A 13908-nucleotide genomic window follows, 5' to 3' on the forward strand; every position below is an offset into this window, starting at 1 on the left:
ACTCCTTGCTGTTAACCGACGCGCGATAGCTTGAGCAGTTTGCGTAAATCTGCCAACAACCCTTTGCTTTGTGACACCAACTCTGATGACGAATCAACCTTAGGATAACGCATGACCAACTGACCTAACGGGTCAACAATGACATACTCAAATTGACCGACAAGCTGGGTAAAGCCGTCATCAATCTCGACCACTGGATAATCACCTAGCTCGATATTAGGTGCCGCACTGTGTGATGACTTCAATAATACGGGTTGAACCCGTTGCTGATATTTGCCAAGCGCGATATGACTTTGACCGAGTAGGAAAATCTGTTGTTGGCAAAATTCATCACATTGGTTTGGTATCACATAACCCAATTGCCACTGTTTGTGTTGATAAGGATTGTTTAACGCTAAGGAACTAAACGATGCAGTAGGCTCAATAAGCACACCTTTGTTGGTCACGCCCGATTGATACCAATGTTGACTAAGAATCGTTTTCGCAATCACCGCAGGTAACGCAAATAGCAGCACAAGAGCCAAAAAAATTACTCGTCCGCGATATACTGGATTAATCATCTTTCGCTCCTTGTTTTAATGTTCGTATCAACAGCAAAATACTCAGCACGACCAAAGCTGTCGCCATCGAAAACCATTGCACGGCGTAACCAAAATGTTTCTCCGCGTTCATCGAAACGGGTTGCCAAGGTTGTGGATAGGGCCAGCCCTCAGCCAGGGGTTGAACCACGTAAGGCTCCAGTGTTAGCTGCCACAGCGCTTCAAGCTGAGCAAAATTCAGGTTTTGAATACGACTCGGCTGGCGCTGCTCCATCATCAGATCTTGGCTTAACGGATTGAGCGACTTGCGATAAAGCCGACCAGTAATTTCCATCGGTTCTGTTAACCATTCCACCGTTGGCAGTTGCGTTCTTGTGTTCGGAGCGGCAACAAAGCCTCGCTCAATTAATACCCATTGTCCTGTTTTTGCCTCAACAAGCTGTAAAGCCAAATACCCGACCTGACCAGCATAATGTTGATTATCAAGCAGCAGATAACGATCTTTTACTGGTGCTGCGCTCAGTTTCACTTTCAGCCCCGTTGGTATCGTGCGTTGATCCGATGACAACGACGTTAACAAAACTGGGCCTTGTTCTTCCCTTTGACTAACTCTTTGCTCTATTTCATTTTTTTCTTCAGCGCGTGCCAGTTGCCATAAACCTAATTTGATCAATATAGAAAAGGCAACCACAGTTAATAGGCAAACCACAGCAAAACGTAATGTTAAAATCTGCCCGAATAAGGAATCCATCATGGTGTTCGTCTTCAAACTTGTACTGCTCTTGCTAGTGCTTTTCATCCTAATCAACCTTGGCCGAGCCATGTTTGAAATGGTTAGAAGTAGCGATGATGATGAAGACAACGCCGAGCCGGATGACAAACCAATGAGCTTTTACCTTGGCCGCCGGGTGTTTCTCTCTGCCTTCGCGATCATATTGCTGATTGCGGCCTTACTTAGCGGGTTTATTGAACCCCATGGTCGCCCTTACTAAAGGACTTTGTTTAAATCAAAGTACATACACAAAGACGAATAAGCATAACCACACCACATCAACAAAGTGCCAATACCAACTCCCTGCTTGAAAAGCAAAATGATTCTTCGGCGCAAAATGGTCTTTGGCAACGCGTGCTAACAAGATGATTAAGAACGTGGTGCCTAACAATACATGCATACCGTGAAAACCCGTCAGCAAGAAAAAGGTATTGCCGTACACACCCGATTGCAGCGTCAATCCAAGGTCTTGATAAGCATGAACATATTCAACGCCTTGATAATACAAAAAGAAACACGCTAATACGATTGTCACCTCTAACCACACAATCAGTGCCATACGTTTATTCTTCTCAAGACTAGTATGCGCCAAGTGCAGCGTTATCGATGAAGTCAGTAGGATGATGGTGTTAATTAACGGGATACCTTGCCAAGGCATCGCCGTGGTTGTTTCGCCATCGGGCGTAATAATCAGCGGCCACATGGCTTCAAACGCTGGCCAGATCACCTCGTTAGTCATGGCGTTATTACTCGCTCCGCCAAGCCAAGGTACAGAAATCATCCGCGCATAAAATAAAGCCCCAAAGAAGGCACCAAAAAACATAATCTCAGAGAAGATAAACCAACTCATTCCCTGTCGAAAAGAACGCGATAGCTGCGCAGAGTATTGACCACTCATAGATTCAGTGATGATGTTGCTAAACCAACCAGCAAACATGTACAGCAAAAACAGAAAGCCCGACAATAAAATCAACTTACCGAACACACTGCCATCGCCGCCCTCGGCCATGTTCTGTACCGTAATGCCTGCGCCCACCGCGATAAGAAATAGAGCAACCGCGCCAACGATAGGCCAACTGCTTTGTGCTGGTACAAAATAGGGTTGATGTTTTGAACTCATGGCGTTGCTCCTTGCACAGCATCACTTTTTATTGGTTGTGATGCTTTCGCTAACTCATTTTCAGCCGCTCTCTCACTGATATCGTATAAGGTGTATGACAAGGTCAGAGTATGTATCGACTGAGGAATATCGGGTTCAATATAGAAGATCAAAGGCATTTCTGTTTTCGCCGCCGCAGACAAGGGTTGTTGGTTAAAACAAAAACACTCAATTTTATTAAAATATGTGGCGCCAAGCCCAGGTGAGACCGATGGTACCGCCTGACCGACAATATCGCGTGACGAAAGATTTTGGGCTAAATACGCGGTTTGGATCACTTGCCCAGGATGAACGTCCATCGCAATCTGTTTGGGTGCGAAAGACCAAGGTACGTTATTATGATTATGGGCCATAAACTCAACCCGAATGCTACGTGATGTATCGGGCACCATACCTTGTGGTTGCAACACAGATTCGCTGTTGGTTTTACCATTGATGCCCAGTACATCACACATGATGTCGTAGAGTGGTACGAGAGCGAAACCAAAACCAAACATCGCTACCACTGCAGCGAGCAGCTTTAACGTTAGCTTGCGGTTAGCGTTGGTGGCTTCGCTCATATCGTTACCCTCAGTCAATTTGGGGTGGCGTATCAAAAGTGTGGTGAGGCGCCGGGCTTGGTACTGTCCACTCTAGCCCTTCAGCACGTTCCCAAGGTTTAGCGGGCGCCTTATCACCACCGCGAATACACTTGATGACTAACCATAAGAAAATCAGTTGTGATAAACCGAAGGCAAAGCCGCCAAGTGAAACAATTTGATTAACGTCTGCAAATTGAATCGCGTAGTCAGGAATACGACGTGGCATCCCCGCCAAACCGAGAAAATGCATCGGAAAGAATAGAACATTGACGGAAATGACCGAGCACCAGAAGTGCCATAAGCTCAGTTTGTGGTCATACATGTGTCCAGTCCACTTAGGCAACCAGTAATAGGCCGCCGCCATAATCGAGAATACCGCCCCCGAAACCAAGACATAGTGGAAGTGCGCCACAACAAAATAAGTATCGTGATATTGAAAATCAGCCGGCACAATCGCCAGCATCAAGCCAGAAAAGCCGCCAATAGTGAATAAGATGATAAACGCAATCGCAAACAACATCGGCGTTTCAAACGTCATAGCCCCACGCCACATGGTTGCCACCCAGTTGAACACTTTGACTCCCGTCGGCACCGCAATCAACATGGTGCAATACATGAAAAAAAGTTCGGCAAACACCGGCATCCCTGTTGTGAACATATGGTGCGCCCAAACCAAAAACGACAACAAGGCGATACTACACGTCGCGTAAACCATCGAGTGGTAGCCAAACAGTCTCTTGCCGCTGAAAGCCGGTACAATTGCTGAGATGATGCCAAACGATGGTAAGATCATAATGTAGACTTCAGGGTGGCCGAAGAACCAAAAAATGTGCTGGAACATTACCGGGTCACCGCCCCCAGCGGCGTCAAAGAATGACGTGCCAAAGTACTTATCTGTCAGTACCATGGTTACGGCCCCTGCCAGAACCGGCATTACCGCAATAAGCAAAAATGCCGTGATTAACCACGTCCAGACAAACAGCGGCATTTTGAACCACGTCATTCCCGGAGCACGCATATTAACGATAGTGACAATGACGTTGATTGCCCCCATGATCGAACTGATGCCCATTATATGTACCGAGAACACAAACAGCGCAGTACTATCGGGGCCGTATGTCGTCGACAATGGTGCATAGAAAGTCCAGCCAAAATCTGGGCCGCCACCTTCGGTAAATAGTGAAGCGAGCAAAATGGCAAAAGCGAAAGGGAGTATCCAAAAACTGAGGTTATTCATGCGTGGTAACGCCATATCTGGCGCACCAATCATCATCGGGATCATCCAGTTCGCAAGGCCAGTAAACGCTGGCATGACCGCACCAAAGACCATGATTAAACCATGCATGGTCGTCATCTGATTGAAAAAATGCGGTTCAACAAGTTGTAGCCCTGGTTGAAAGAGTTCGGCGCGAATAACCATCGCCATTGCCCCACCCGTTAGGAACATAATAAAACTGAACCACAAGTAGAGTGTGCCGATGTCTTTGTGATTGGTGGAATAAAGCCAACGAGTGATGCCTTGTGGTGAATGATGGTGATCGTCGGCTTCAACCGCAGCCGAACTGTTTGCCCGCGAGATCTCCGCATCGGTTACGGGAGCGAGCTTAGATTTATCTTCTACAACAGAATCAGGTTTGGACGTTTTCATAGCCCCTCCTTAGACGCCTTAAACTGGTTTACATCTGAGGCCTGAACTGAATCCCCCACATTATTTCCTAATCCGTTACGCTGGTAGGTAACGACCGCAGCGATTTCTTTATCGGTTAATTGACTAGCAAACGCTTGCATCGCAGTACCAGTGCGGCCATTAACAATAATATCCACATGTTCATTGACAGCTCCAGTCGCCACTTTGCTGCCAGTAATCGCGGGAAAGGCCCCCGGGATTCCTGCGCCACTGATTTGGTGACAAACGGCACATCGGTCTTGATAAACCTGTTCACCAATCGATATCAACTCATCCATAGAGAGCGACGCTGTCAATGACGCGGCGGCTTCTTGTTTCGCTTGAGCGAGTTCCGCTTTTTTTGCCACTAACCACGCATCGTATTGGTCTTCTTCCATCGCCTGAACTACCACCGGCATGAAGCCATGAGCGCGACCACATAGCTCAGCACACTGACCGCGGTATATGCCCGGTTTATCAATACGAGTCCACGCCTCGTTAATAAAACCAGGAATCGTATCCTTCTTGACGGCAAAATCAGGCACCCACCATGAGTGAATAACATCATCAGAGGTGAGTAGGAAGCGCACTTTACGGTTTATCGGCAATACCAGCGGATTATCAACCTCAAGCAAATAATTAACTCCTTTCTCTTCGATACCTTCTATCGATTTCTGACTGGTCGCCAATAAGCTGAAAAATTCCACATCCTCATCAAAATAACTGTAGTGCCACTTCCACTGAGAACCAGTAATTTTGATCGTCAGATCCGATCGTGAGGTATCTTCCATTGCAACTAAGGTTTGAGTGGCAGGGATCGCCATCAGAATCAAAATGATGATTGGGATAACCGTCCAGATAACTTCAACTTTGGTACTTTCATGAAAGTTGGCCGCAACGGCCCCTTTGGACTTGCGGTGGTGGTACATCGAGTAGAACATCACACCAAACACCACCAGTGCAATGGCACAACAGATGTAGAAGATAAGCATGTGCAAATCATAGACTTGGCCGCTTATCTCTGTAACGCCCTGTGTCATGTTGTAAGCATTGTCTTCAGCACTGGCGTTGGCAACAACAAGCAGCGCTAGTATCGCCAGCACCTTGACTGAACTGTGTAGTGGTTTCAAACGATCTCTCCTCTACCGAAGCCATCTCGTGTGATTAAGGTACAACTACCTGAAGGATTACTCAGCAGACAAAAAGGAATCAAGCGACCCGTCGACTTGAGAAAATAGAGTCAAAACGCAAATAGTGTGTAATTTGTTATATTTATGTTAACGAATGTTAGTTGGCGTTTCGAAATTGTGCAAGAAAGTCCTACTCAAAATAACAGAGCCGCGGTGGTCAATTGGTTTTAGCGATTGCGCTCAACTAAATGATAATCAATATCAATTAAAGTCGTGCGAAATTGATGAGATCACATAGACTTAAGTGGTGGATAAACCTAAGTAAATAAACAGGTACATTAAGATGATGGAAAACATAACTTGTTGGTTAGCAAAAGATCCTGACCCACATACAAGAGAAGAGCTTCAGCACCTTATTGATGCAAAAGCATTGGCTGAGTTAGAAGAGCGCTTTAGCCAGCGACTTGAATTTGGTACCGCCGGACTACGTGGCAAAGTTGGTTGTGGCCCGAATCGAATGAACCGCTTAGTGATCCAAGAAACCGCAACCGGTCTTGGCCACTACTTGATTGAACAGGTCAACAATGCCGCAAGTCGCGGTGTCGTGATTGGTTATGATGGCCGTAACGACTCCAAACAATATGCTCATGATACCGCCAGTGTACTTACGGCACTCGGTATCAAGGTTTACCTCACTCACGCCGTTGCAGCAACACCTATTGTCGCCTTTGGTGTTAAGCATTTTAACGCTGCCGCTGCGGTCGTTGTAACCGCCAGCCACAATCCACCTGAATATAATGGATTTAAAGTTTACTGGGAAAACGGCGCGCAAATCATTCCTCCTCATGATGCAGGGATTGCCGAAGCAATCGATAATGCAGCAACGAAAGCCATCCCATTAATGTCACTTGATGTGGCACAAAAACAAGCGCTGTTAGTCTGGTTAAAAGAGGACTATTACCAAACCTATCGCCAAGCAATCAACGAAAATCCATTGTTGAACAATCACAATCAACCCGAGGATGTTTCTATCGCATACACTGCGATGCACGGCGTTGGCGCGGTCATGGCTGAAACACTGTTAAACGACGCGGGATTTAGCAAGGTTTACAGTGTAAAAGAACAGCGTGAGCCTGACGGCAACTTTCCAACAGTAAACTTCCCCAACCCTGAAGAAGAAGGGGCAATGGATAAAGTGATTGCACTCGCCAAGCAACATAATGCCGATATAGCTTGCGCGAACGACCCAGACGCAGACCGATTTGCTGTCGCAGTTAGAACGTCAGATGGCGACTACCAAATGCTAACGGGGGATCAGGTCGGTTCATTGTTTGGCCACTACCTACTGTCGAAAGCCGAATCGAATCAACAATTAGTCGGTAACACAATCGTTTCTTCGAGTCTGTTGAGTAAAATTGCGACCGCGCATGGCGCTCAGTACTACCAAACCTTGACGGGCTTTAAGTGGCTGACGAATGTTGCGATGCAAAAGCAAAGCGATGAGCAACCGTTCCTGTTTGCCTATGAAGAAGCCCTTGGCTACACCGTTGGCAATAAGGTGTGGGATAAAGATGGCTTATCGGCGTTGGTGGCATTTGCGCAATTAACGGCTGAGTTAAAAAGCCACGGGCAAACCATTTGGGATCAGCTAGAGGCGCTTTATCGTCAACATGGGATGTATCTCAACGCGCAACGCAGTATCGCCCTTGACCCAAAGGCAGCGCCGATTGGCGACAAGCTTCGCCAAGCACCACCAACGATGATCGCCGGGAAACCAATCGAAATCACCGAAGATCTGAAGTCTTTAACCAAACGCTTTGCCAATGGCGATACTGAAAGCATAGATTTGCCGTCGAGTGACGTTCTGATCTACCACCTAGCAGGTGGCGCTCGGGTCATTGTTCGCCCTTCGGGAACCGAGCCAAAAATCAAATGTTACTATGAAGTTATTGAAGCATTTGCACAGTCTGATAGCTTTGAGCAAGTATTAGAAAAGGCATCTGAATCAATGGGAATGCTCATCTCAGAGCATCAACACAGCCTGTTATAATACGTTGGTTAACGAAGACCATAATGGCTCAAACCCACCAGTTTGAGCCTTTACTTTAGGCAATGTTCTTTTGTAGAAATATCTTATCAATACCAGCTGTCGGGAACCCAGTGTAACGACCCACTTCTTTAAATCCCAACTTGGCATAAAAGCCAGGGGCCTGAAAAGTGTAAGTATCGAGATACAAGTCGGTCACTCCATATGCTTTCGCTTCCGTTTCAAGGCGCGCCATCAACAGCGAACCCACACCGGATTTGCGCTGTGATTCATCTATCCACAAAAACTCGACAAATAAAGTATTGGAAAATATCTCACCCGTTAACCCACCGACAAATTCTCCACGCTCATCTTCGACATAGCAAGCTAGACTATGGACGTCTTGGTCAGGGAAATGCTTCATATTGAAAGACTTAAGGCCAGTGTAAATGACATCTTTAATATTCTTCGGAGGGTTTAAGACAAACTGAACATTCATAACGACTACCTTGTCACATGAGTAAATTGCCACGCGAGTATATGGTCACGTGAGTCAATTCTGATATAAAAAAGGCCAGCTGATGCTGACCTTCATGCTTAGCTAGCCAATGAGCTTAACATCCATATCGCTAACACAACAAATACCAAGCCCATAAATTTGTGTTGATAAGCACGGAAATTCGCGTTCTCTAGCAAAGGCTTACCTATAGTACCAACCAAAGCAACCAGCAGAAGGTTGAACAGCAAACCCAACACATTCAGTAGTAATCCTAACACGAGCATTTGCTCGCCCGAGGTTGCATTAATATTGCTCGACACAAACTGGGGTAAGAACATCACAAAAAACACTAAGGCTTTTGGATTTAGCAAATTACTGACTAAGGCGCGCTGGTAAAAAGTGGTTGCGACTTTACTTCCTTCGCCTAAATCGGGGGCATCTGCCGCACTCGCGCGAACACAATCCCAACCCATTTTAAGTAGATACGCGCCACCGAGGAAATGAAGAACTTTGAGCGCAATTGGGCTCATCGCAATCAAAGCAGAAACGCCCAAAGCGGCCAACAACGTCAAGATGATTCCCGAGGTGGCGTTACCTAAACTTGCGAAAATTCCCACCTTTTTGCCGTAGCTCATACTAGAGCTGGCAATAAGCAGCATATCTGGGCCTGGTAGCAATAACAGTGCAACAACAGCTGTTAGATATATCGGCAGCACAGCAATATCAATCATTTTATAATTTTAGTTAGACAATAAAGTGCGATATTTTATATCAATAAAATGCCACTTTCCATCTTAATCACAACAGTCACTACCGGAAAATCCAGTGTAATTAACCAAATTAATAGCAAATATAGAAATCGTTAAAAAACGCAATTTTGTACAAAAAATCACACAAGCGGTAAGCTATCCCGAATCTCCGACAAAGATAAAACAATAACCGACAATGGCTAGCACTCATCGCATAGCTAGGTAGCGTTACTCACGATCAATAATCACAAACGTCTATGGATACAATGACTATCAATACCGATTCACGCTTAAACCGCAGTAAACTATTTTGCCAAGGTGCTATCGCCATGGTGCCATTAAGTATTGCCGTAATTCCTTGGGGACTGCTAGCGGGTTCTTTTGCCATTGAGTCCGGTTTAACGGTTTTAGAAAGCCAAGCGCTCTCTGCTATTTTGTTCGCAGGTTCAGCCCAACTGGTGGCCACTGGGATGTTCAAAGCAGGCGCAACACTTGCCACTATGCTGTTGGCAATATTTTTTATTACGTCTCGTCATCTACTCTATAGCGTCTCAATGCGAGAGAAAATCAAACCACTCCCGCTTAAATGGCGCTTGGGGTTGGGCTTTTTGCTCACCGATGAGCTGTTCGCGATTTGTGGCCAACAATCCGAGAAACAGTTTGATCGCTGGTACGCACTGGGAGCAGGTTTGAGTTTCTATCTATGCTGGAATCTCGCCACTTTGGCTGGCATTATCGCAGGCACACACATACCCGCCATCAATGAACTTGGCTTAGAGTTTGCTGTGGCTGCAACCTTTATCGCCATCGTTGTCCCTAACATCAAATCTTCGCCAGTCTTGGTGGCAGTGTTAGTTTCACTGATACTTTCGGTTTGGTGCTATGCGCTACAAATAGAATCAGGGCTAATGATCGCCAGTGTCGCAGGTATGGTAGCGGGTTATCTCACCGAGACACTGCGTGGAGGAAAAGCATGATCTTGCTCTCTATTGTTGCTATGACTGTGTTGGTTTTTCTAAGTCGTTATCTGTTTCTAGAGCCACGTTTGCCACTTAAGCTCAACTCACAAGCACACAGGCTGCTGACTTATTCAAGCCCTGCTGTGCTGACCGCGATTTGGGCTCCGATCGTATTTATGCCAGAACAGGAGCTATCGCTTTTAAGCTCTAACCCTTACTTGGTCGCTGCCATTATTGCAGCACTATTGGCCTGGAAAACTAACAATGTACTACTGACTACCATTGTGAGTATGGTCCTCTTTTTAGCGCTGAAACTGCTTTAACCAAACAACGCGACAATAATAAACAAGACTAAACCAATCACTAATGTGCTTTTGATAAGCGTAGCCAAGCTGTTGGTGCCTCCTTTGGGGGCCCGGTTACAACATCCCATAAAAAACCTCCTATTGAGCAATCAATAAGAGGTTAATCCTTGCCCCAAGGTTAAAGTAAAGGGCTTTATTGCGCGACCCACTCTATTTCTATCAAGGTGGTGTCATGCGACTTTAGGCGCGCTAAAAACAGATCGCCGGGGTGAACCTCCCCCACGCCCTGAGGCGTCCCCGTCATAATAATGTCCCCATCACACAAGGTAGTATAGCCAGCAAGCTCTTGTAATATGGTGCTAGGTGAATACATCATCTGTTTGACTGATCCTTTCTGGACCCGCACACAGTTAATGAATAGCTCAATTTCAAGCGAATCAACGTCAATCCCTTTCAACGGCACAAAACGGCTAAACACGGCAGAACCATCAAACGCTTTCGCCCGCTCCCAGGGAAGCCCTTTTTGTTTGAGGCGCGACTGAAGCTCGCGCTTAGTCAAATCTAAACCGAGGCCAACCGCAGCAAGAGCCCCTTTTTCAACCACGAAACAGATCTCTCCTTCATAGTGAAGAGGCTCTTGATGAAAGGAGTGCAACGTTGTCGATATTGATGTCGGCGGCTTAGAAAAAACCACCATCTGATCGGGAATGGCGTTATTGAGCTCTTGAATATGCTCAAGGTAGTTTCGCCCAACACATAAAATTTTACTTGGCTGAAGCAATTGTTCACCGACTTTCACACTATACATGCCATCTTCCCTGACTGATTAATCAAACAGCGGCTATTTTAATCAAAGTCACTAGTAATTAAATGATAGAAAGGCATTTTTTCAGTCTTGATCCCAGCATAGGTTATTTAAATCGACGAGCTAAAATGACACTAACCGCAAATAATCAAAAAGCCCTCGACAATACGAGGGCTTAATCAATTCAATGATGTCGTGACTATCGACGGTTCACGGCTTTAATAAAGACTTGTTGTGCGCCTTCAACATTAAGTGCTTTGGCCTCTTCAAGTAAGCTAAGCGCTTTATCTAAATTGTCTGATTTCACCGCCGACTCAATCGCGTTGTGGTAGTAGACTTGAGTTTCGGGTTGGACGACTGAAGGAGTTCGTTTTGCCGTTTTCTGGATGGGCTCAGAGCTAGTCGCTACTTGCTTTTCTCGAGAGTCAGCTATGACGTTTTTCTGCCCATGTCCGCTGAGGGTGAGCGTTTCTAACTCTAGCGTAAACGAGCCTTGTGTCGAGGATAAATAAGTTGGGTCAGTGACAATCGGTAATGGTTCTCCTGACTCTTCAGCACGAACTTTAGCAGGATGAGGGACAACAACTTTGTCACCCAACTGGCTGTTGTCAGAATACACCACCATATATGGGGTATCGGCTGTATTAACTTCTGTTTTTAACTCAAAGCGGTTTCTGGCCAGCGCATCAGAGAAAAGAACTTCAAAATCTTCGCGCCCAAAGGTTCTCACTACTTCAAAGTGTTCGTTCAGCAGTTGTACTGAAGGGATAGCGACCTGACTGTCGAGCATCAGACTTCTTAAGACAATATCAACATTGCCTGATTGCTGGTGAAAAGCCATCGGTACAAAAAAACTCTTACCTGTGTCAAATTGAGCCGCTGGAGAAGAGTTATCAATATTGAATTTAAGAGTTTGGTTTTGATTTAAGAACACCCAAGGAAAATCTTGAGAACTCTGGCAACAAACTTCCGCAGTAATTGGGGAGGTATTTTGTGAAAGTTCGAGGCTGTTGTTAGAAGAACAACCTATCAGACTAAGGCCAGATAACAATAATACTAAGCTATGTCTCATCTTATTTCCTTAATTGTTATAGGATGAAAGGCGGCCCAATGGCCGCCTTGTCTTTTTAACAGTAAACTAGGTTAACGCCAAGAAGTTAGAACCAGATTTCAGCTTCTACACCAAAGCGAGTTTCTGAGTCATCGTTGTTGGTAGTCCAACCATCGTAGTTGCTGTCGCTTGACTTCATGTAAGTAATGTATGGTTTGATTTGTGGGCGGCCCCAGTAATCAGCATTAACCGTAAATACAGGAGCTAACGTAGCAGTGTAGAAGTTAGTATCTGCTTTTTCACGTCCCCAAGCTCCATCTTCACCTAGCATTTCACGAGCATAAGTTAGTACCGCTTCCATACGGAAATTGTCGTTAACCTTGTACGATGGAGTTACACCAAAGAACGCGCGAGTTACACCATCTTTTGAACCCCAAACAGAATCAGTTCTATCGTTATTTAGATCCCAGTAAACTAATTCAGTACCAATTTGTAAGTTATCTGTCGCGTTAGCTACACCGTAAGAAGTAAAGAATAGAGATTCATCATCTTTATCCCACCCACCATTCCATGAACCAAAGTTTACGCCTTTAGTCGCTGAAATGCCTTTACCGTATGTAAGTGCAGTAGTTGACCAACCATCTAGGCCGTAGAAGCTAGAAGAGTAAGTCACCGCTAGGCCCACACCGTCATCAGCATTGTCAGGGTTCTCTACGTTTGTACGAGACTGAATTTTAATGTCAAAATCAAACTTACCACCCAAAGCTTCTAGGCCGTAGTAATATAAGTCAACAGAAGTCATTGTCTTGCTATTGCCGTTTGAATCAAGTTCACCATTCTTACAGTTTTGACCATTACATGCACCGTCACCAGCATCAGCAGAAACAACAGCTAAGCCCATGTTGTCATATTGCACACCTGCACCCAGACCAGCAGATTGTTTCCAAAACTCTTTAGTAATGATACCCGCTTGACGGTTTAAGTAACGCTTACCAGCCCAAATACTTGTGCCTTCAGTAAAGAACGATAGATCACCTAGCTCAACATAAGCTTCTTTGAATTCAAGCTGACCTGTCTCTAGATGACCTTCATTACCACCTGAAGAAGTGTAGTAGCCGCGGCCATTTTTACCTTCGTTGTTGCCATATTCAGTTTTTAATACGTACTTCGACCACGCACCATTTTCGTAATTGTCACCACGAGTAACTGTAAACTCCACTTGGTTAGGGTTAGCAGAAAACGCTGCGCCAGCAGCACGATAATCACGACGGTTTTCCCACGTTCTCTTGTTGTCAAGAGACTCTCCTACATTATATAAAAGGTGCGCGTAGCCATTTACTTGCCAACCTTGATTCACTTTGTCTTCTGCGAAAGCTGAGCCAGCAGCTAGAGTCGTCGCCACTGCAGCAGCAATTACACTTACTTTTTTCATTATTAACTCCATTTAGGGATTATTATTCTTTTACTCTCTTGGTGCTTAACTCTGTAAAAGGCAGAAACAGACTCAAAATAGAAGAGAGGTAAGATGGGATCTAGGCTCTTGCCCTTGTCCCCGTATGTTTCAACTGCTGTAAGATTAACTGGGGAGTAGACAGACAAAATCCTCCAGATGAGAAATAGTTAAGGGGGATGAGAAAGGAGTAGAGATCATACCCTACGACGTTTTT

The 13908-nt window shown here is 45.4% G+C and carries 15 protein-coding genes; 4 read left to right on the forward strand and 11 right to left on the reverse strand.

Annotation, left to right across the window (positions count from 1 at the left end):
* Positions 1-11: 11 nt before the first annotated feature.
* Together CDZ87_RS00180 and CDZ87_RS00185 are read right to left on the reverse strand one after the other, a co-directional pair.
* A complete protein-coding gene (locus CDZ87_RS00180; protein WP_100751626.1) occupies positions 12-560 on the reverse strand; it encodes a hypothetical protein in 549 nt (182 codons plus the stop codon).
* Positions 553-1293 (reverse strand): SURF1 family protein, encoded by a 741-nt coding sequence (locus CDZ87_RS00185; RefSeq protein ID WP_100751627.1) that lies wholly within the window; start codon positions 1291-1293, stop codon positions 553-555. Before CDZ87_RS00185 ends, CDZ87_RS00180 begins: the two co-directional genes overlap by 8 nt.
* Here CDZ87_RS00185 and CDZ87_RS00190 point away from each other — a divergent pair.
* Entirely contained in the window at positions 1292-1531 is a 240-nt protein-coding gene (locus CDZ87_RS00190) for a DUF2909 family protein (protein ID WP_100751628.1), read from the forward strand. The genes CDZ87_RS00185 and CDZ87_RS00190 overlap by 2 nt on opposite strands.
* Positions 1532-1546: 15 nt before the next feature.
* On the opposite strand, the gene CDZ87_RS00195 is transcribed toward CDZ87_RS00190, so the two are convergent.
* The 4 genes from CDZ87_RS00195 to coxB are packed head-to-tail and all read right to left on the reverse strand — an operon-like array spanning position 1547 to position 5820.
* The gene (locus tag CDZ87_RS00195) at positions 1547-2431 is read right to left on the reverse strand and encodes a cytochrome c oxidase subunit 3 (RefSeq protein WP_100751629.1); all 885 of its coding nucleotides are present in this window, start codon (positions 2429-2431) and stop codon (positions 1547-1549) included.
* Positions 2428-3030 (reverse strand): cytochrome c oxidase assembly protein, encoded by a 603-nt coding sequence (locus CDZ87_RS00200; protein ID WP_100751630.1) that lies wholly within the window; start codon positions 3028-3030, stop codon positions 2428-2430. The genes CDZ87_RS00195 and CDZ87_RS00200 overlap by 4 nt, the downstream gene beginning before the upstream one ends.
* A gap of 10 nt (positions 3031-3040) precedes the next feature.
* The gene (gene ctaD, locus CDZ87_RS00205; RefSeq protein ID WP_100751631.1) at positions 3041-4699 is read right to left on the reverse strand and encodes a cytochrome c oxidase subunit I; all 1659 of its coding nucleotides are present in this window, start codon (positions 4697-4699) and stop codon (positions 3041-3043) included.
* The gene (gene coxB / locus CDZ87_RS00210) at positions 4696-5820 is read right to left on the reverse strand and encodes a cytochrome c oxidase subunit II (RefSeq protein WP_479688299.1); all 1125 of its coding nucleotides are present in this window, start codon (positions 5818-5820) and stop codon (positions 4696-4698) included. Before coxB ends, ctaD begins: the two co-directional genes overlap by 4 nt.
* Positions 5821-6190: 370 nt before the next feature.
* Here coxB and CDZ87_RS00215 point away from each other — a divergent pair, with 370 nt between their 5' ends.
* Positions 6191-7897, forward strand: coding sequence for a phospho-sugar mutase (locus CDZ87_RS00215; RefSeq protein ID WP_100751633.1), 1707 nt, complete (start codon positions 6191-6193; stop codon positions 7895-7897).
* Positions 7898-7952: 55 nt separating this feature from the next.
* On the opposite strand, the gene CDZ87_RS00220 is transcribed toward CDZ87_RS00215, so the two are convergent.
* Together CDZ87_RS00220 and CDZ87_RS00225 are read right to left on the reverse strand one after the other, a co-directional pair.
* Positions 7953-8372 (reverse strand): GNAT family N-acetyltransferase, encoded by a 420-nt coding sequence (locus CDZ87_RS00220; protein ID WP_100751634.1) that lies wholly within the window; start codon positions 8370-8372, stop codon positions 7953-7955.
* 98 nt (positions 8373-8470) lie between these two features.
* The gene (locus tag CDZ87_RS00225) at positions 8471-9103 is read right to left on the reverse strand and encodes a LysE family translocator (protein ID WP_100751635.1); all 633 of its coding nucleotides are present in this window, start codon (positions 9101-9103) and stop codon (positions 8471-8473) included.
* 275 nt (positions 9104-9378) lie between these two features.
* Between CDZ87_RS00225 and CDZ87_RS00230 the strand changes: the two genes are divergently transcribed.
* Positions 9379-10098 (forward strand): AzlC family ABC transporter permease, encoded by a 720-nt coding sequence (locus tag CDZ87_RS00230; protein ID WP_038173540.1) that lies wholly within the window; start codon positions 9379-9381, stop codon positions 10096-10098.
* The gene (locus CDZ87_RS00235; RefSeq protein WP_100751636.1) at positions 10095-10403 is read left to right on the forward strand and encodes an AzlD domain-containing protein; all 309 of its coding nucleotides are present in this window, start codon (positions 10095-10097) and stop codon (positions 10401-10403) included. The genes CDZ87_RS00230 and CDZ87_RS00235 overlap by 4 nt, the downstream gene beginning before the upstream one ends.
* A 175-nt stretch (positions 10404-10578) precedes the next feature.
* Here CDZ87_RS00235 and CDZ87_RS00240 read toward each other — a convergent pair whose 3' ends face one another.
* The 3 genes from CDZ87_RS00240 to CDZ87_RS00250 form a co-directional block, all read right to left on the reverse strand.
* Positions 10579-11193, reverse strand: a complete 615-nt coding sequence (locus CDZ87_RS00240; protein WP_100751637.1) for a fumarylacetoacetate hydrolase family protein — start codon at positions 11191-11193, stop codon at positions 10579-10581.
* 196 nt (positions 11194-11389) lie between these two features.
* Complete coding sequence (locus tag CDZ87_RS00245; protein WP_100751638.1) at positions 11390-12262, reverse strand: MalM family protein; 873 nt, start codon at positions 12260-12262, stop codon at positions 11390-11392.
* Between the two features lie 85 nt (positions 12263-12347).
* A complete protein-coding gene (locus CDZ87_RS00250; RefSeq protein ID WP_157806439.1) occupies positions 12348-13673 on the reverse strand; it encodes a carbohydrate porin in 1326 nt (441 codons plus the stop codon).
* Positions 13674-13908: the final 235 nt, after the last annotated feature.

Origin of the sequence: Vibrio salilacus, from assembly GCF_002811245.1 — a bacterium.
GTDB classification, from domain to species: Bacteria; Pseudomonadota; Gammaproteobacteria; order Enterobacterales; family Vibrionaceae; genus Vibrio; species Vibrio salilacus.